General features: G+C 67.8%; 16 protein-coding genes. 9 read left to right on the top strand and 7 right to left on the bottom strand.

What is annotated here, in order from left to right:
- The first annotated feature begins 56 nt into the window (after positions 1 to 56).
- From tauA to A3AG_RS0121370, 3 genes are all read left to right on the top strand, one after another.
- On the top strand, positions 57 to 1064 hold the full coding sequence (tauA, locus tag A3AG_RS0121380) for a taurine ABC transporter substrate-binding protein (protein ID WP_018007398.1): 1008 nt from the start codon (positions 57 to 59) through the stop codon (positions 1062 to 1064).
- A gap of 83 nt (positions 1065 to 1147) precedes the next feature.
- Entirely contained in the window at positions 1148 to 1924 is a 777-nt protein-coding gene (locus A3AG_RS0121375; protein WP_026164364.1) for a taurine ABC transporter ATP-binding protein, read from the top strand.
- Between the two features lie 10 nt (positions 1925 to 1934).
- Entirely contained in the window at positions 1935 to 2810 is an 876-nt protein-coding gene (locus tag A3AG_RS0121370) for an ABC transporter permease subunit (RefSeq protein WP_018007396.1), read from the top strand.
- Positions 2811 to 2850: 40 nt separating this feature from the next.
- Here the strand turns inward: A3AG_RS0121370 and A3AG_RS0121365 are convergent, their stop codons facing one another.
- The 3 genes from A3AG_RS0121365 to A3AG_RS0121355 all read right to left on the bottom strand — a co-directional run bounded on the left by A3AG_RS0121365 (position 2851) and on the right by A3AG_RS0121355 (position 8642).
- Positions 2851 to 6963, bottom strand: a complete 4113-nt coding sequence (locus A3AG_RS0121365; RefSeq protein ID WP_018007395.1) for a CheR family methyltransferase — start codon at positions 6961 to 6963, stop codon at positions 2851 to 2853.
- Between the two features lie 41 nt (positions 6964 to 7004).
- Positions 7005 to 7973, bottom strand: coding sequence for a chemotaxis protein CheB (locus A3AG_RS0121360; protein ID WP_018007394.1), 969 nt, complete (start codon positions 7971 to 7973; stop codon positions 7005 to 7007).
- A 102-nt stretch (positions 7974 to 8075) separates the two neighbouring features.
- Positions 8076 to 8642 (bottom strand): recombinase family protein, encoded by a 567-nt coding sequence (locus A3AG_RS0121355; RefSeq protein ID WP_018007393.1) that lies wholly within the window; start codon positions 8640 to 8642, stop codon positions 8076 to 8078.
- Between the two features lie 334 nt (positions 8643 to 8976).
- Here A3AG_RS0121355 and A3AG_RS0121350 point away from each other — a divergent pair, with 334 nt between their 5' ends.
- The 3 genes from A3AG_RS0121350 to A3AG_RS0121340 all read left to right on the top strand — a co-directional run bounded on the left by A3AG_RS0121350 (position 8977) and on the right by A3AG_RS0121340 (position 10410).
- The gene (locus tag A3AG_RS0121350; protein ID WP_018007392.1) at positions 8977 to 9234 is read left to right on the top strand and encodes a hypothetical protein; all 258 of its coding nucleotides are present in this window, start codon (positions 8977 to 8979) and stop codon (positions 9232 to 9234) included.
- 111 nt (positions 9235 to 9345) lie between these two features.
- Positions 9346 to 9573: a hypothetical protein gene (locus tag A3AG_RS0121345; RefSeq protein WP_018007391.1), complete on the top strand. Its 228-nt coding sequence runs from the start codon at positions 9346 to 9348 to the stop codon at positions 9571 to 9573.
- 108 nt (positions 9574 to 9681) lie between these two features.
- Positions 9682 to 10410 (top strand): ProQ/FinO family protein, encoded by a 729-nt coding sequence (locus A3AG_RS0121340; protein ID WP_018007390.1) that lies wholly within the window; start codon positions 9682 to 9684, stop codon positions 10408 to 10410.
- 27 nt (positions 10411 to 10437) lie between these two features.
- Here A3AG_RS0121340 and A3AG_RS0121335 read toward each other — a convergent pair whose 3' ends face one another.
- Positions 10438 to 11577, bottom strand: a complete 1140-nt coding sequence (locus A3AG_RS0121335; RefSeq protein ID WP_018007389.1) for an acyl-CoA dehydrogenase family protein — start codon at positions 11575 to 11577, stop codon at positions 10438 to 10440.
- 1 nt (position 11578) lies between these two features.
- On the bottom strand, positions 11579 to 12787 hold the full coding sequence (locus A3AG_RS0121330) for a CaiB/BaiF CoA transferase family protein (protein ID WP_051073556.1): 1209 nt from the start codon (positions 12785 to 12787) through the stop codon (positions 11579 to 11581).
- Positions 12788 to 12887: 100 nt separating this feature from the next.
- Here A3AG_RS0121330 and A3AG_RS0121325 point away from each other — a divergent pair, with 100 nt between their 5' ends.
- Positions 12888 to 13823 carry a LysR family transcriptional regulator gene (locus A3AG_RS0121325; protein ID WP_018007387.1) on the top strand — a complete coding sequence of 312 codons (936 nt, stop codon included), beginning with the start codon at positions 12888 to 12890 and terminating at the stop codon, positions 13821 to 13823.
- 58 nt (positions 13824 to 13881) lie between these two features.
- Positions 13882 to 14115, top strand: coding sequence for a DUF3820 family protein (locus A3AG_RS0121320; protein WP_018007386.1), 234 nt, complete (start codon positions 13882 to 13884; stop codon positions 14113 to 14115).
- Between the two features lie 9 nt (positions 14116 to 14124).
- Here A3AG_RS0121320 and garD read toward each other — a convergent pair whose 3' ends face one another.
- The gene (garD, locus tag A3AG_RS0121315; RefSeq protein WP_018007385.1) at positions 14125 to 15690 is read right to left on the bottom strand and encodes a galactarate dehydratase; all 1566 of its coding nucleotides are present in this window, start codon (positions 15688 to 15690) and stop codon (positions 14125 to 14127) included.
- A 371-nt stretch (positions 15691 to 16061) separates the two neighbouring features.
- On the opposite strand from garD, the gene A3AG_RS0121305 reads away from it, so the two are divergent.
- Positions 16062 to 17117, top strand: a complete 1056-nt coding sequence (locus A3AG_RS0121305) for a cyclase family protein (protein ID WP_018007383.1) — start codon at positions 16062 to 16064, stop codon at positions 17115 to 17117.
- A 125-nt stretch (positions 17118 to 17242) separates the two neighbouring features.
- Here A3AG_RS0121305 and A3AG_RS31845 read toward each other — a convergent pair.
- A partial coding sequence (locus A3AG_RS31845; protein ID WP_018007382.1) for a transposase occupies positions 17243 to 17467 on the bottom strand: 225 nt, incomplete at its 5' end.

Raw genomic sequence — 17467 nt, 5'->3', positions numbered from 1 at the left:
GGCTCACCTATAAAGCCGTCACCCCCAAACCCATTTCTCATCCGAGGAGCACAACCATGCGGTGGATCAGGCAGATCGCGATGTATTTCGCCCTGGCGGCGGCGCTGGCACCGGCCGCACCGGCCGTCCAGGCCCAGAGCAAGAATGTAGTGATTGCTTACCAGGACATGGTCGTGCCCTGGCGCTATGCACAGGACATGAAGGAGCTGGAAAAGCAGACCGGCTACACGGTCTCGTTCCGGCAGTTCGGCGGCGGCGGCGACGTGATCCGCGCCATGGCGTCGGGCCAGATCGCCATCGGAGAAGCCGGCACCTCGCCGATCGCCTCGGCGCTGTCGCAGGGACTGGATGTCGAGCTGTTCTGGATCCTGGACGACATCAACGCGGCCGAAGCCATGGTCGCGCGCAACGGCAGCAAGATTGCCAGCGTTGCCGACCTGAAGGGCAAGCGCATCGGCGTGCCGTTCGTGTCGACCACGCACTACCACACGCTGGTCGCACTGGAGCGCGCCAAAATCAATCCGAAGGACGTGCGCATCGTCAACATGCGCCCGCCCGAGGTGGCCGCCGCCTGGGAGCGCGGCGATATCGACGCCACCTTCATCTGGGATCCGGTGCTGGCCAAGCTCAAGCAGTCCGGCACGGTGCTGACCACCTCGGGACAGATCGCCGCCGACACCGGCAAGGCGACCTTCGACGGCATGATCGCCAACAAGAAGTTCGCACGCGAGAACCCCGAGTTCATGGTCAAGCTGGTGCGCGTGCTGGCCGCGGCGGATGACAACTACCGCAAGAACAAGGCGTCGTGGACCGCCGATTCGCCCATGGTGAAGGCCGTGGCCAAGGTCTCTGGCGCCAAGCCCGAGACCGTGCCCGCCAGCATGGCGCTGTACGGCTTCCCCACGCTGCAGGAGCAGGTCTCCGAGCGCTGGCTCGGCGGCGGCGCGGCGCGCGCGCTGCAGTCGGCGGCGCAGTTCCTCAAGGAGCAGGGCACCATCCAGACCGTGCTGCCGGACTATGGCCCCGGCGTCAACGCGGAATGGGCCAGGCGGGCGCTGCGCTGACCACCCACCCCAGTTGCCGAAGCTGGCCGCCGCTTCCCCTGTTTCATGCGGCGGTCCCGTCGATCCTGTTGCGGAAGCCCATCATGTATCAACTCGAAATCGATAATGTCAGTGTCAACTACGGCACGGCCGGCGGCGCGAAGACGCTGGCACTGTCGCAGGTCAACCTCACCATGGAGCGCGGCGATTTCGTGGTCGCGCTGGGTGCCTCGGGCTGCGGCAAGACCACCCTGCTGTCATGCATTGCAGGCTTCATGGAGCCGTCGGAGGGCGAGATCCGGCTGAGCGGCAAGCCCGTGCATGGCCCCGGCGCCGAGCGCGGCGTGGTGTTCCAGAAGCATGCGCTGATGCCGTGGCTCAGCGTCGAGGACAACGTCGCGCTGGGCCTGCGCCTGCGCGGCGTCAACCGTGCCGAGCGGCTGCGCATCGCCCATGAGAAGCTGGCCGCGGTCGGGCTGGAAAGCGTCGCCGCCAAGCCGGTCTACCAGCTCTCGGGCGGCATGCAGCAGCGCGTGGGCATTGCCCGCGCGCTCGCCTGCGATCCGGCGGTGATGCTGATGGACGAGCCGCTGGGCGCGCTCGACGCGCTCACGCGCGAGTCGATCCAGGCGCTGATCCTGAAGCTATGGGCGCGCGAGCAGAAGATCGTCTTCTTCATCACGCACAGCGTGGAAGAGGCGCTGTTCCTGGCCACGCGGCTGATCGTGATGACGCCTTCGCCCGGACGCATCGCCCATACCTATGAACTGCCGTTCGCGCGCCGCTTCATCGCATGCGGCGACGCCCGCGCGGTCAAGTCCGACCCGGAGTTCATCCGCTACCGCGAAGAGATCGTCGACCTGATCCATGCCACCGCCTGAGGAGAACCAGATGTCCGCAACCGTCCAACGCATCGAGCCGCCGCCGCATGCCGGCGCGGCGCCCGCGGCCCCGCCCGGCCGCCCCATGAAGACCGTGTCGGGCTACCGCCTGCCTGGCGAAGGGTCCAGCTCGCGCATTTCCACCATCACCGTGGTGCTGCTGCTGGCGCTATGGTGGCTGGCCAGCCACCTGCGCTGGCTGCCGCCGCTGTTCCTGCCCACGCCCGAGTCGATCTTCACCGCCTTCATCGATGCCTGGCAGGGCAACCTGCAGGGCGGCCAGCCGCTGACCGAGCATTTCGCCGCCAGCATGCTGCGCGTGTTCGGCGCCTTCGCGCTGGCGGTCGCCACCGCGGTGCCGATCGGCGTGATGATGGGCGTGTCGCGCATCGCCCGGGGCATCTTCGATCCGCCGATCGAGTTCTACCGCCCGCTGCCGCCGCTGGCCTACCTGCCGCTGATCGTGATCTGGTTCGGCATCGACGAGACCTCGAAGGTGCTGCTGATCTTCCTGGCCTGCTTCGCGCCGCTGGCGATGTCGGCGCAGGCGGGGGTGCGCTCGGTCACCATCGAGCAGATCAACGCCGCCTATTCGATGGGCGCGAGCCCGTGGCAGGTGGTGCGCCATGTGGTGATCCCGGCGGCGTTGCCCGATATCCTGACCGGCATGCGCATCGCCATCGGCTTCGGCTGGACCACGCTGGTGGCCGCCGAGATGGTGGCGGCCACCGCCGGGCTGGGCCAGATGGTGCTGAACGCCTCCAACTTCCTGCGCACCGACGTGGTGATCATGGGCATCGTGCTGATCGGGCTGATCGCCTATGTGTTCGACCTGCTGATGCGAAAGCTGGCCCGGTGGCTGGTGCCCTGGAAGGGCCGGATGTAAGCAGCGCGGCAGCGCATGCGCTGCCGCGCGGGACTGCGCGCTAGCTGGCGCGCAGTTCGTCGATGGCGTTGATCAGCGCATCGAGCGATACCGGCTTGGTCAGGTGGGCGTCGAAGCCCGCATGCATCGAGCGCCGAATATCGTCGGGCCGCCCGTACCCGCTGAGCGCAAACGCGGTCAGCTGGCTCAGCTGCGGGTCGTTGCGGATCGCCCGGATGAATTCCAGGCCGTCCATGTCGGGCATGCCGATGTCTGACAGCAGCAGGTCGGGCCGCAGCGTCTCCAGCTGGCGCATGGCATCCTGCGCGCTGGTGGCAACGTTGACGTGCGCGCCTTCCATCTCCAGCAGCAGCTTGAAGGTCTCGACCGTGCCGGGATCGTCGTCGACCAGCATGATGGTGGTGTTTTCGAGCGGCCGCGTCGAGGTCTGGCTGGCGCCGTTCTGCAGCGGGACGCTGGCGCAAAGCGGGAAGGTCACGGTAAACAGCGCCCCCTTGCCCTGCCCTTCCGATTCGGCCCGGACGGTACCGCCCTGCACCGTGACCAGTTCCCGCACCAGCGACAGGCCGATGCCCAGTCCGCCCTTGCGCGCGGACGGTGCGGCCCCCTGGCGGAACATGTCGAAGATGTGCGGCAGGCTTTGCGCATCGATGCCGGCGCCGGTGTCGCGCACCTCCAGCACGCCCTCGCCTTGCGCAGGCTTCAGCGACACCGTGATGACGCCGCCGGCACCGGTGTACTTGATGGCGTTGCTGACCAGGTTCCACACGATCTGCTCGATGCGCGTCAGGTCCGCGTCGATCATCACCGGCCGCGCCGGCAGTGATCGCTCCAGCGTGATCTGCTTGCGCGCGACCTCCTCCTCGATGGCGCTGCAGACCCGGGCGACCACCTCGCTCCAGTCGAGCGGCGCATGCGCGATCGACAGCTTGCCGGTACGCAGGCGCGACATGTCGAGCAGATCGTCGATGATATGCGCCTGGCTCATCACCGTGCGGCGGATGGTGGCGGCGGCGCGCTGGATCACGTCGCTGCCACGCGCATCGGGCGCACGGCTGATCAGTTCCGCGCTTGCGCTGATCAGGTTGAGCGGATGCTTCAGTTCGTGCGACACCACCGCGAGGAATTCGTCGCGCAGCCGTTCCGCGCGCCGGTCGATGGATTCGTTGCCCGGCACGCTGGCGGCATCGCCTGGACGCACGGTGCGGGTAGCAATGCGGGTCAGCGCCAGTTCGTCGAGGTCGCGCATGATCTTGGCAAAGCCGCTGACCCCGCCCTTGTCCAGGCGCGACAGCACGCCGGTGGTGCGGAAGCGGCTGCCGTCCTTGCGTACGTGCCAGCGGTCCTCCTCGACCCGGCCGTACATGCGCGCCTGCGCCATCTCTTCCTGCGGCACGCCCGCGGCGCGGTCCTCCGGCGTGTACAGCACGTCCGCCGGCGCGCCCAGCATGTCGGCCTCGCTGAGGCCGAAGATACGCTCGGCACCGGTGTTCCAGCTGTTGACGCGGCCCTGGTCGTCGAAAGTGATGATGGCGTAGTCGCGCGTGCTCTCGGCGACGATGTTCATGCGCTTCTCGCCTTCGCGCAGGCGCTCTTCGGCGGCACGCCGCGAGGTGATGTCGATGAAGGAAAGCACCGCGCCGTCGATGCGGTCCTCGGTGGTGCGATAGGGCAGGAAGCGCGCCAGGTACCAGCGGCCGTCGTTGCTGCGCACTTCGCGTTCGATCAGGCGCAGCGAGTCGAAGGCCTCGGCGGCGTCGTCGGCGAGCTTGTCGTACTCGAGCCGGTGGGTGATGTCGAGCAGCGATCGGCCGATGTCGGAGGGAATGATGCTGAACACATCGATCGCGCGCGGCGTAAAGCGCTTGATGCACATGCTGCGGTCGACGAACACGGTGCCGATGTCGTTGGCCGTGATCAGGTTCTGCAGGTCGTCGTTGATCTTGCCGGTTTCCTCGACCTTGGACTTCAGCTCGGCATTGACCGTGGTGAGTTCCTCGTTGATCGACTGCAGCTCTTCTTTGCTGGTTTCCAGTTCCTCGGTGGCAGAGCGCAGCTCTTCGTTGATCGCCTGCAGCTCTTCGTTGGAGGCCTTGAGCTCTTCGGTCGAAGTCTCGGACTGCTCGATGGTGGCTTGCAGCTGTTCCTTGGTACGCTGCAGCTCGCGCTCCAGCTGCGCGATCATCGGATCGCGCTCCTCGCCCGGCTGGCCGGCCGGCGCGGCGCTCATGCTGTCTTCGACCTCGTCGAACAGCACCAGCACGAAGTCGCCATTGGCTTCGGCGTCGTGCACCGGGCGCGCGGTCATGTTGACGAAGAAGTGCTTGCCGTCCCGTTCCAGCTGCACGCGCCTGGCCTCGACGCTATGGTTGGTCTGCAGGGCCTGGTAGATCGCGGTGCGCAGCTCCAGCCGCAGCTCGGGCCGCACCACCGCGATGATGTTGTGCGAGGGTTCGCCACCGACGTACTGCAGGAAGCGCCCGGCGCGGTCCGACAGGTGCACGATCTCGGATTCGCGGCTGACCAGCACGCTGGGCGGCGCATGCTGCTCGATCAGACGCTGGTGCAGGTCGCCGAAGGAAAACTTGCGCTTGCCCGAAGGCTGCAGCACCGATACGGAAGGACGGGCCGCGCTGATGCCGGCGATGGCGAGCGGCAGCGGCGTGTCGGCGCGCACCGCGACGTTGGCGCGGTAGATGCGCGCCTTCTTGTCGACCACTGAAAACAGGTTGCTGACGCTGTCTGCCGCTTCGGAGTTGCCGAGGAACAGATAGCCGCCGGGCCGCAGCGCGAAATGGAAGGTACGCAGGATCTCGGTCTGCGCGTCGCGGTCCAGGTAGATCAGCAGGTTGCGGCAGCAGACCAGGTCCAGCCGCGAAAACGGCGGGTCGCTCAGCACGTTGTGCAGCGCGAACAATACCCGCTCGCGCAGCTCCTTGCGCACGCGCAGGTGCGAGCCTTCCTTGGTGAAGAACTGCCGGATCCGGGCCGGATCGATGTCGTTCGCGATCGGCTCCGGGTACAGGCCGTTGCGCGCGATGGCCACGGCGCGCTCGTCGATATCCGTGGCGAAGACCTGGAACGACACCTGCTGGGGCGCATGCGCCGACGCCTCCTGCAGCAGCATGGCAAGCGAGTACGCTTCCTCGCCGGTGGCGCAGCCCGGGGTCCAGACGCGAATCACTTCGCCTTCGGCACGGTTCTCGAACAGCTGCGGCAACACCTGCGTGCGCAGCGCGTCGAACGCCTCCTTGTCGCGGAAGAAGTTCGTCACGCTGATCAGCATGTCCTGCAGCAGCGCCGGGGTCTCGTCGGGGTGCAGGTGCAGGTAGTCGCGGTACTGCTGCAGGTCGGTCAATCCGTTGACCTGCAGCCGCCGCTCGATGCGGCGCAGCACCGTGGCGCGCTTGTAGTGCCGGAAATCGTGCGAGGTGCGGCTGCGCAGGATCACCATGATCTCGCGCAGCGCCCGCTCGCTGCTTTCGGATTGCGGCGTAGGGTGCGTGGTGGGTTCCGCGTCGTCGATCGCCGCGGGCAGCCGGATATGGCTGGCGGCGCTCCACAGGTCCATCAGGCGCTGCGGGATGTCGCTGGCGCGGACGATGAAGTCGACCATGCCGGTACTGATCGCGGAGCGCGGCATGCTGGAATACGCGGCATCGTCCGGCTCCTGGGCAATGGCGATGCCGCCCAGCTCCTTGACGCGCGTCAGGCCCACCGAGCCGTCCGAGCCAGCGCCCGACAGCACCACCGACACCGCGCGCCGCTGGTGCGCTTCGGCAAGCGAGCGGAAGAACAGGTCGATGTTGGCGGTGCTGCGATTGCGGCCGGGCTCTTGCGGGCTTACGCGCAGATAGCCGTCCACCTTGGTCAGATGGTGGTTCGGCGCGATGACGTAAACGTGGTTGGCCTCGATCGGCATCGACGCGGTGACCTGCTGGACCCGCATGCTGGTGCGCGACTGCAGCAGGTCGGCGAGGTGGCTGGCGTGGTCGGGAGCGAGATGAACCACCAGCACGTAGGCCGCCCCGGTAGTGCTGGGCAGTCCTTCAAAAATCTGGATCAGGGCTTCGATACCACCGGCCGACGCGCCGATCCCCACCACGGGAAAGGCGAGCTGGCTCGGCAAAGAGCGTTCGCGGTGTTTGGCCATTGCTGCACGGAAAGAAGGGAATGCGCCGGCCGCTCGGGGCGCTAGCTCTCGCGAAGCCAATCTGCGATACGCTTCGCGGACGCTGCCGCGCGGCCAGCTGCCTCGGTGAACTGACGTGCCACGTCATTGTCCCCAATTTGCATATGATACGCCGCAATACGTGTATAAAGTTCACTCTGCTCGTGCAGCGCCCGCAGCGAATCGTAAAGCCTGTGCTCGAGTGCGTTACTGCAAGTGTGGCGCAGCGTGAACAGCCCGAAGGTGTGCCCGGTGTGGCAGCGAAAGCGCGGCGGCACGGCGTCGCGTATCTCCCAGAGCGCACCGCCGCACTCCGGGCAGGTCAGCGCCGATGGCAGCGCAATCTGCCGGACCTTGTCGATCGAGGTCGGCCCCATCGACACGGCATGCTCGCGCACCAGCGACGCGCGCGGCTCGGGCGCCGCAGACGCGGTGCTGCCCGCCAGCCGCGCCAGCTCGGGCGCAATGCCGCTCAGCGGCAGCACGTAATGCGGTGTGACGGCCCGCAGCGCGTTGCGCGGCATGTCGGGAGCGTAGGCGCTGTCGGGATCCTGCACGATGGTGATGCCCCCGCATTCGTGCACCGCGTGCAGGCCGGCGGAGCCGTCGTCGAGCTGGCCGGTCAGGATGGCTCCGATGACACGGTTGCGCCGACTGACCGCCGCGCTGCGGAACAACGGGTCGATGGCCGGGCGCGCGAAGTTCTCCTTCGGGCCGCGCCGCAGCATGGTGCGCTCGCCGTCAATCATGAGGTGGTGGTCGGGTGGCGCGACATAGATGTTCCCGGGCAGCACCGCTTCGCCGTCGCGCGCGTGGCGTGCCGGCAGCGGCCCTGCCTGCATCAGCATCTGCGGCAGCATGCTCTGGTTGGCGCCAATGTGCAGGACCACAAGGATTGCCGCCTCGAAGCGGGCCGGAAGGTCTGCGGCAAGCTGCCGCAAGGCATCTACCCCGCCGCTCGAGGTGCCGACCACAACCGTGTCGCGCAGCATAGGGAACTCCGCTACTTCGCGTGGGAATACGCGGGTTCACGCAAGTATCGTTCCAAACGCAATGTCGCGGCCGGCCATGGTGCCGGCCCGGCCAGCTTCGGATCAGGCCTTGCCGGACTTGGTGGCCGCGGGCGCCGGCGCGGCGCTGCCGGCGCGGATGCGCATCACGGTCTGGCGCGTGGTATGGAAGCGCCGCGCGGCGGCGCTGACCGATTCCCCGGCGTGCAATGCCTGCAGGATGGCCGCGCGCTGCTCGGCCGTGTGTTTCGGCGGACGGCCGACCGGATGGCCCACCGCCTTGGCCGCGGCCAGGCTCTCGCGTATGCGCGCGCTGCGCCGGGAACCTTCCAGCGTGGCCGCGGCGCGCAGCACCTTCACCGCTTGCGGCGGCGTGGCACTGGCCAGGTTGACCTGGCCGAGCTGCAGGCAATACAGCGCCGCACCCAGCTGCCGCACGCGGCCGATGGTGTCCAGCGTTTCGGCCACGGTCGAACCCAGGCAGCGCAATGCCATCACCACCACCGTGTCGCCGTGCCGGACCTGCCGCAGCATCGACTGCAGCCTGGGCCGATCCGCGATCAGCACGGATGGCGGCTGGTGTTCCCAGAAGGTCCGACGCAGATCCACGGTATAGCCGGCGCGGTATGCGAGGTGCAGTTCGGCTTCCATCGCCTCCGGGTTGCGGACTCGGTTTGAATAAACAAAGGTCGACGGCATGGGGCAGGAACGCGGATGCAGGCTCAGGGCCGCGGATCGTGGCTGGCGCACGATTGCAGCCAATGCAGGCAATGTACCTCAGCGTGCGCGCTCGCGCCGGCAACCGCCATCGGTTCGCCAGCGCCCGGCCTGGGTACGAAAGGAAAAATTCCGTACATGCCCGCCATGCACCGGCAGCCAGCGGAGTTCGCTAGCATCGCAAGGAAGGCGACCCACCCTGGCACCCGTCGCACCGGCATGCCGATGGCGCGAGGCCGCACAGGATGGGTAGACAAGGAGAGCAGCGATGGCCACACAGAACTATTTTGGCTACGTCGTGCGCGGCAGCGCCCGCCCGCTGGCCGATGCCCTGTTCGAAGCTTCCGTATCCGTCGAGCGCGACGGCCAGACCGTGATCCTCTCGGGTCCGCTCGGCAGCCACCGCACGCTGGAACGCGCCATGGCGGAAGGCATTGCCTGGGGCAAGGTGTGGATCGACATGCGCGAGCTTGGCTATACCGACATTCGCGGGTCGCAGCGCAAGACCGGCCTGCGCACCAACTGATCGCGTCGGCGGGCGACTTTGCCTGCCATGCCGGAACCCGCCCGGCACCAGCCAGGGCATGGTGTTCCCTGGATGTCTCGGGTGGCTCGGGCGTCTCAATCGGGAGCGGATGTGTCCAATATCGTCAAGTTCATCCTGCAGGGACCGTTGTGCGGCCGCTGGTATGCCACGCCGGTCTTTGCCGACGGGTCCCGCGGCGGCGTGACCGGCTTTGACTCCTTCGCCAGCGTCGAAGCGCATGCCTCGCGCCACCATGGCGCGGCCATCATCTACGCAGGCCCGCATGCAGCCAGCTGCCGGATATCCCGCCCGCGTGCCCGCGTGGACCTGGCCGCCTGAGACTGCGGCGGCACCTGCCCTGCGCTGGCCAGCCGGCGCCGTCACCGGGCGCCGCCGCCCCGCTCTGCCGGCCTTGATACAATCCCGGTTCACACAACGGCAGACATCATGGGCTTCGAACAACTGGCAGCACTCAGGGACCAACTCGCCAAGAAGGCGGCCGCCGAATCCAGCAAGGGCGAGCGCAAGGGCCCGCGCAAGGGCGCGACCGGCGCCACCACCGGCGACGCGTCCAAGGGCGCACCCAAGGGCGCATCCAAGGGCGCGCCGAACCGTCCGCGTGACGGCGAGCGTACCGGCGCGGGTGCGGGCGCACCCGCGGGCGCCAAGGGCCGCCGTGCGGCGCCTGCCGCCGCGCCGGCCAGGCCGGTCGATCCGGTGGTGCACTCCATTGCCCGGCTGCAGAAGCACTTCCCCAAGGCCTTCCCCAAGAACCCGGCGCCCAAGGTGCCGCTGAAGATCGGCACCTTCGAAGACCTGACCCAGCACGCCGGCAAGCTCGGCCTGGACGAGGCCGAACTGCGCGAGGCAATCCGCACCTGGTGCAGCGGCGCGCGCTACTGGTCGTGCATGGTGGAAGGCGCCAAGCGGCTGGACCTGGACGGCAACGAAGCCGGCGTGGTCACGCAGGCGGACGCCAAGCGCGCCCAGCAACTGAAGGCGCGCCGCGCCGGCGCCGCACGCCAGAAGGCCAAGGCTGCCGCGCCTGCCGTCACTGCGGCGCCCGCCGCCGGCGCCGCGTCGGAGTCGGCCGAGGCGCCTGCCGAGGCGCAGGCACCGGCTACGCCCGATACCCCGGTAACGCCTGCTACGCCCGATACCCCGGCAACGCCCTGATCCGCGCCGCCGGCCGTCCGGCGGCGCCTAACCCAGCACCGCGCGCGCGATCACCGTGCGCTGGATCTCCGACGAGCCCTCGTAGATGCGCAGGATGCGCGCATCGCGCACCAGCCGCTCCAGCGGCATCTCGCGGGTGAAGCCGTAGCCGCCGTGGATCTGCAGCGCGGCATCGGTGACGAAGCCCACCATCTCCGACGCATAGAGCTTGGCCATCGATGCCTGCTCGGTAAAGGGCTCGCCGTCGCGGCGCCGCGCCGCGGCCTGCAGCGTCAGCAGCCAGGCCGCCTCCAGCCGCGTGCGCATGTCCGCGAACATCCATTGCAGGCCCTGCTTGCGCGCCAGCGGCTCGCCGCCCACCTGGCGCTGCCGGGCCCAGTCCACCGCGCAGGCCAGTGCCGCCTCGGCAATGCCCAGGCTGGTGGCGGCGACGTCGAGCCGGCTGTTGTCCAGCACCTTCATCGCGGTGCGGAATCCCGTGCCCTCGGCCCCGAGCCGGTTGGCGGCGGGCACGAAGCAGTCGAGCGCCACCTCGTGGGCCGGGGCGCCGTGGATGCCCATCAGCTTCTCCGCCGGCGCCACCTGCACACCGTCGCTGTGGCGGTCCACCACGAAGGCGCTGATGCCGCGCGTGCCCGCGGCCGGGTCGGTCCTGGCATAGACCACGACAAAGTCCGCCGCCTCGGCGTTTGAAATAAAGTGCTTGACCCCGCGCAGCCGGTAGCCATCGCCTTCGGGCGTGGCGCGCGTGGCCATGTCGGCCGGGTTGGAGCCGGCGCGCGGCTCGGTCAGTGCGAATGCACCCAGCCGCGTGCCGGCCGCCGCGTCAGGCAGGTAGCGCGCACGCTGGCTGTCATCGCCGCCGATCAGGATGGAATCGGTGGCAAGGTAGTGCGCGCCGAGCATCGATGACGTCGAAGCGCAGGCTTTGGCGACCTCCACCAGCGACAGGATCAGCGCCACCGGCGAAGTCTCCGTGCCGCCCCAGCGTTCCGGCAAGTTCATCCCCATCAGGCCGAGTTCGGCCAGTTGCGGCACATAGCGCGTGGTGGAGGTCTCGGCGCGGTCCACCTCGGCCGCTTTCGGCGCCAGCTCGCTCTGCGCGTAGCGGCCGATGGCATCGGCGATTTCCAGGTCCGCCGGCTCGACCCCTAGTCGCTTAAGCATATTAAGCATGTCGTGTCTCCTTGCTGAAATCGTGCGCGGCCAGGATGGCCGCGGTGTGCTGCCCCAGCGCCGGCGCGGGCGTGACGCGATTGGGGCCATACCCCGAGAACTTCACCGGCTGCGACGGCAGCCGCACGGTGCCGCCCTCCGGACGCGCCACCTCGGTGAGCAGGCCGCGATGGGCGGCATGCTCGCTTTCCAGCGCCTGCCTGACATTGCGGATCGGCGCGACCGGAATGCCCGCCGCGCCCAGCAGACGGTTCACCTCGGCCACGGTGAGGCCTGCCGACCAGGCTTCGAGCCCGGCGCGCAGCGCGGGCTCGAAGCGGCAGCGCGATTCGTCATCGGCAAAGCGCGGGTCATGCGCCATCTCCGGGCAGCCGATGGTCTCGGCCAGCGTGTGGAACAGCTTGTTGTTGAGCACCGCCACCACGTAGAAGCCATCCGCGGCGCGGTACACGCCGAACGGCGCCGACGACGGATGGCGGTTGCCCACCCGTTGCGGCGCGCGCCCGGTGGCGGCATAGCGCGCCACCAGCGTCGCACTCAGGCTCAGCGTGGCGTCGAACATCGACACGTCGACATGCGTGCCGCGCCCGTTCTGCTCGCGCGCCAGCAGCGCGGCCAGCACGCCCCACGAGGCAAAAAGCCCGCTGACCACATCGGAGACCGCCTCGCCAAGCATGGTCGGCGCACCGTCGGGCGCGCCAGTGGCGTCCATCAGCCCGCACATCGCCTGCAGGATGATGTCGTAGGCCGGCCGGTGCGATTCCGGCCCGGTCTGGCCGAAGCCCGACACGCTCGCATAGACCAGCGACGGATTCAGCGCCCGCAGCGCCTCGTAGCCAATGCCGAGCTTGTCCGCCACGCCGGGGCGGAAGTTCTCCACCACCACGTCGGCGCGCGCGCACAGCGCGCGGGCCAGCTCCAGCCCAGCCGCAGTCTTGAGGTCGATGACGATGCTCTGCTTGTTGCGGTTCATCGCCGAGAACAGCCCGCTGCTGCCGTCAACGAAGGGCCCTACGCCGCGGTAGTCGTCGCCGCCCGGCGGCTCGATCTTGATCACCTCGGCGCCCAGGTCGCCCAGCAGCGCGGTGCAGTAAGGGCCGGCCAGGACCCGCGAAAAGTCGATTACGCGGATGCCGGCGAGCGGCAGGTTGGAATGGCTGGAAGGGTCCAAGGCTTGCTCCTCGATGGCTTGCAAGCGCATGGCTTGCAAGCGCATGGCTTGCGTTTCAGTGGCTCGATTCTGCGCAGCCCAGGCTATCAAGTAAAATATGGAATTCGACTAGCGCCTATAGGATTTCCTGATGCCTGTCTCCCGCATCTCGCTGCGGCGGTTGCGCTACTTCACCGCGACCGCGGAAACCGGCAGCACCACTGCGGCGGCCCGGCTGCTGAACGTCTCGCAGCCGTCGATCTCGGTGGCCATCCGCGAGCTGGAAGCGCTGTTCGACGAAGCCCTGTTTGCCCGCGACGCCGGCGCACGCATGACCCTGACCCGCTTCGGCGTGCGCAAGCTGGCCGAAGCCCGCCACATCCTGGGCGCGGCGACGGCGTTCGAGGTCGACAAGCGCGGTGACGGCGCGGCCGGCGAAGTGCAGATCGGGGTCTTCCGCACGCTGGCGCCGGTCTACCTGCCGGTGCTGCTGCGCCTGGCGCGCGAGCGCTATCCGAACCTGGCAGTGCGTTTTGTCGAAGGCGACCTGGCCCAGCTGGAAGACTGGCTGCACGGCGGACAGATCGAACTGGCGCTGAGCTATGACGTCGGCATGCCCGACGAGCTGGAGCGCGAATTGCTGGCTGAACTGCGGCCCTACGGCCTGGTGCCGGCGGGCTCGCGGCTGGCGCGGCGACGCGGCAGCCTCTCGCTGCACGAGCTGGCGCAGGAACCGCTGATCCTGATCGACCTGCCGCACAGTCGCGAATTCCTGATGGCGCCGTTCTGGCAATTCGGGCTGCAGCCCGAGGTGCGCTACCGCGCCACCTCGCTGGAACTGGCGCGTGGCATGGTCGCCAACGGCCTCGGCGTGGCGCTGCTGATCACGCAGGCGCCCGCGTCATCGCAGATCACCGCCGTGGTGGAGAAACCGATACGCGAAGACACCGTGCGCCAGCCGCTGGTGATCGCGCGCGCGGCGCGCGCCACGCGGTCGCGCGCGTCGGAATTGCTGGCAGAATGCGTGCGCGCCGCCGTGGCGGAGGCAACCGCGGCCCCGGCCCGTGCGCGCCCGCGCGCCTCCTGAGCCCAGCTATTGCCAGCACGACTGTGGTAGCGTGGCGCTTTCCGACTGGCTTGCTTCCATGACCGATTTCGACGCCGACGCACTGAAGCGCCTGGTCACCGTCACCATGCCCTTTGGCAAGCACAAGGGCACGCTGATCGCGGACCTGCCCGGCAACTACCTGAACTGGTTCGCGCGCGAAGGCTTTCCGCCGGGACAGATCGGCGCGCTGCTGGCGCTGATGCATGAACTGGATCACAACGGGCTGGCGTATTTGCTGAAGCCGTTGCGGTGCCACGCATCGCCCGAATAAACCCAGCCTTCAGGTCACCGGCGCCGGATTGAACAACACCAGCGCATTGCGGATCTTCCAATGCTCCGCCCACGACTTCCTGCCGCTGGCCACGGCCAGCAGCGTGTGGAACAGCTCCCAGCCCACTTCCTCGATGGTGGCTTCGCCGGTGGCGATGCGGCCGGCGTTGATGTCCATCAGGTCGTGCCAGCGCCGCGCCAGGTCATTGCGGGTGGAGACCTTGACCACCGGCACTTCCGCCAGCCCGTACGGCGTGCCGCGCCCGGTAGTGAACACATGCAGGTTCATGCCGGCGGCCAGTTGCAGCGTGCCGCAGACAAAGTCGCCGGCGGGCGTGGCGGCGTAGATCAGCCCTTTCTGCGTGACCTTTTCTCCCGGGCCGCTGACGCCGTGGATCGGCCCGGTGCCGGACTTGACGATCGAGCCCATCGCCTTCTCGACGATATTGGACAGGCCACCCTTCTTGTTGCCCGGGGTGGTGTTGGCACTCCGGTCGACCTGGCCTTGCTCCAGGTAGCGGTCATACCAGGCCATCTGGCGCACCAGCGCCTCGGCCACCTCGGGCGTGGCGGCGCGTGCGGTGAGCTGGTCGATGCCGTCACGCACCTCGGTCACCTCGGAGAACATCACGGTGGCGCCGGCGCGCACCAGCAGGTCGGTGGCAAAGCCCACCGCCGGGTTGGCGGTGACGCCGGAGAACGCATCGCTGCCGCCGCACTGGACCCCCACCACCAGCTCCGACGCCGGGCAGGTCTCGCGCCGGCGCGCATTCAGGCGCGCGAGATGCTTTTCCGCCGTGACCATGATCGATTCGATCATCGAGGCGAAGCCCACGTGCTGCTCGTCCTGCAGGCACACCACGTCGGGCTCGCCCGCCTTCTGGATCGGAATGGTGCCGGCGCCGATCAGGCGCGCCGGCTGCAGCTTCTCGCAGCCCAGGCTGACGATCATCACCTCGCCGCCGAAGTTGGGGTTCAGCGCGATATTGCGGATGGTGCGGATGGGTATGCCGGCGTCGGGCGCGTCGATGGCAACGCCGCAGCCATAGGTATGCTCCAGGCCGACCACGTCGTCGACGTTGGGGTACTTCGGCAGCAGTTCTTCCTTGATGCGTCGCACCGCGAACTCGACCACGCCCTCGACGCACTGCACCGTGGTGGTAATGCCCAGGATGTTGCGGGTGCCGACCGAGCCGTCGGCATTGCGGTAGCCCTCGAAGGTATAGCCTTCCAGCGGCGGCAGCGGCGTCACGCGCGTGCCGACCGGCAGGTCCTTTAGCCCGGGCGCATCGGGCATCCTGATTACGCGTTCGTTGACCCAGCTGCCGCGTGGCAGGTCCCTGAGCGCGTAGCCGATCACCACGTTGTAGCGGATCACCGCATCGCCTTCGCGCAGGTCGGCCAGCGCCACCTTGTGGCCTTGCGGGACGGCTTCGGCCAGCACCAGGCCGCACGGGAACGCGGTGCCTGCCGGCAGGCCGCCGTCATTGGCGACGATGGCGACGTTGTCGGCGGCGTGCATCGCAATGTAGAGGGGGCGCACCGCCCGCGGGGTCGCTGTAGGTGCTGGTGCCATGTTCTCTCCGGCCCCGAAACCCGTTCAGAGCATGTGTTACGTTGTCGGACAACATTTTAGCTGGTTCCTTATCATTTTAGCTGCGGGTTATCCCTAGTCGCTTGGCAATTCGGCGCGAAACGGAGTCTAGATGATGGCGATGTTGTACGACAACATATGAAAGAAGGCGGAGGCCATCTTCGGAGGCGAGGGCCTTGTGCTGCACCGCAAAATGACCGCCGCCTCCGACATGGCCTATAAGGGTGCAACCGGTTTCATGCAGGCGAGGCCGGCGACTCGACGCGCCGGGCATGCGCAACGTTTCGGTCCGGCTCGCATTCCATTCCGCTGGTCGTTCAGCACGGCCACCTACACGCAAGGAGGCAAGACTCATGCGCTGGAAGCAACGTCCGCAAGGTTCCAACTGGGGCGACTTCGGCCCCGACGACCAGCTCGGCCGCATCAACCTGATCGGGCCCGAACAGGTCATCAAGGGCGCGCGCGAGGTGCAGGCCGGGCTGAGCTTCTGCCTGTCGCTGCCGCTGGACTACCCCGGCGGCAACAAGCTCAATCCGCGCCGCCATCCGCCGGTGCTGCGGCCGACCTTCCGCGACGACGCGCCGTACACCAACTTCCCGCTGGCGAAGATGGATCCTGCCGCCACCGATGTCATCAGCGACGACCAGGTGCTGATGTGCCTGCAGTACAGCACGCAATGGGACGCGCTGGCGCATGTGGGCGCGCTCTTCGACGCCGACGGCGATGGCCGCGCCGAGCGGGTCTACTACAACGGCTACCGCGCCAACGAGCATATCGTCGGTCCGGTCGACTATGCCGAGGACGACAACTTCGCGGCGCATCCCTGCGGCCACGACCACAGCGCGGCGCACGCGCTCGGCATCGAGAACTTCGCGGTCAAGGGCATGCAGGGACGCGGCGTGCTGGTGGACCTGGCGCATGTCTTTGGCATGGACTTCCGCAACGTCGGCTACGACGACCTGATGCGCGCGATGGACGCCGCCAAGGCGGAAGTCGAACGCGGCGACATGCTGCTGCTGCGGACGGGCTTTGCCGAAGTGGTGCTGTCGATGCAGCGCGAGCCTGATGAGGGAGTGCTGCATCACAGCTGCTGCGCGCTCGACGGGCGTGACGACAAGCTGCTGGACTGGATCACCGATGCGGGCATCGCGGCGCTGATCGCGGATAACTATGCGGTGGAACGCTACCCTGCCCGGCCGGCGCCCGACGGCGAATCGCACCATCCTTTGCTGCCGCTGCATCACCATTGCCTGTTCAAGCTGGGATTGCCGCTGGGGGAGCTTTGGTATTTGCGGGAACTGGCTGACTGGTTGCGAGCGAATGGGCGTACGCGGTTTCAGTTGACGGCGCCGCCGTTGAGGTTGCCCGGGGCGGTGGGGTCGCCGGTTACGCCGGTTGCTACGGTGTGAGTGTTTGGGATTCGTTGGAACTGCGGTCGGTGGTCGTGCTTGTCCGGCGCTGCGGGCCTGTCAGTTTTTTTGTGTGCAGGGCAGGTAAAGGCTCACCGTCGATGGAACGGTGAGCCAGCAATATCTTAACGATAAGGGTGGGTGAAGCGTTCCTCGTAGAGGATCGCAAACTGGTTCATGGCAGCCTTCCAGTCATGGGTTGAACTGCCCCACTTCACCGTGATGTTTCGCAGCGCCAGCCACAGCAGCTTGGTCGCCGCCTCGTCGCTGGGGAAGTGACCGCGCGTCTTGATGATCTTGCGCAGCTGCGCGTTGATGCTCTCGATCGCGTTGGTAACCGGCATGATAGG

It is taken from the genome of Cupriavidus neocaledonicus (assembly GCF_000372525.1).
Lineage (GTDB): Bacteria > Pseudomonadota > Gammaproteobacteria > Burkholderiales > Burkholderiaceae > Cupriavidus > Cupriavidus neocaledonicus.
This window is presented reverse-complemented; position numbering and strand designations above follow the sequence as displayed.

What these genes read in the sequence shown, in the direction of transcription:
- tauA (WP_018007398.1), top strand. Translation starts at nt 57, where the DNA reads ATGCGGTGGATCAGGCAGATCGCGATGTATTTCGCCCTGGCGGCGGCG.
- A3AG_RS0121375 (WP_026164364.1), top strand. Translation starts at nt 1,148, where the DNA reads ATGTATCAACTCGAAATCGATAATGTCAGTGTCAACTACGGCACGGCC.
- A3AG_RS0121370 (WP_018007396.1), top strand. Translation starts at nt 1,935, where the DNA reads ATGTCCGCAACCGTCCAACGCATCGAGCCGCCGCCGCATGCCGGCGCG.
- A3AG_RS0121365 (WP_018007395.1), bottom strand. Translation starts at nt 6,963, where the DNA reads ATGGCCAAACACCGCGAACGCTCTTTGCCGAGCCAGCTCGCCTTTCCC.
- A3AG_RS0121360 (WP_018007394.1), bottom strand. Translation starts at nt 7,973, where the DNA reads ATGCTGCGCGACACGGTTGTGGTCGGCACCTCGAGCGGCGGGGTAGAT.
- A3AG_RS0121355 (WP_018007393.1), bottom strand. Translation starts at nt 8,642, where the DNA reads ATGGAAGCCGAACTGCACCTCGCATACCGCGCCGGCTATACCGTGGAT.
- A3AG_RS0121350 (WP_018007392.1), top strand. Translation starts at nt 8,977, where the DNA reads ATGGCCACACAGAACTATTTTGGCTACGTCGTGCGCGGCAGCGCCCGC.
- A3AG_RS0121340 (WP_018007390.1), top strand. Translation starts at nt 9,682, where the DNA reads ATGGGCTTCGAACAACTGGCAGCACTCAGGGACCAACTCGCCAAGAAG.
- A3AG_RS0121335 (WP_018007389.1), bottom strand. Translation starts at nt 11,577, where the DNA reads ATGCTTAAGCGACTAGGGGTCGAGCCGGCGGACCTGGAAATCGCCGAT.
- A3AG_RS0121330 (WP_051073556.1), bottom strand. Translation starts at nt 12,787, where the DNA reads ATGCGCTTGCAAGCCATCGAGGAGCAAGCCTTGGACCCTTCCAGCCAT.
- A3AG_RS0121325 (WP_018007387.1), top strand. Translation starts at nt 12,888, where the DNA reads ATGCCTGTCTCCCGCATCTCGCTGCGGCGGTTGCGCTACTTCACCGCG.
- A3AG_RS0121320 (WP_018007386.1), top strand. Translation starts at nt 13,882, where the DNA reads ATGACCGATTTCGACGCCGACGCACTGAAGCGCCTGGTCACCGTCACC.
- garD (WP_018007385.1), bottom strand. Translation starts at nt 15,690, where the DNA reads ATGGCACCAGCACCTACAGCGACCCCGCGGGCGGTGCGCCCCCTCTAC.
- A3AG_RS0121305 (WP_018007383.1), top strand. Translation starts at nt 16,062, where the DNA reads ATGCGCTGGAAGCAACGTCCGCAAGGTTCCAACTGGGGCGACTTCGGC.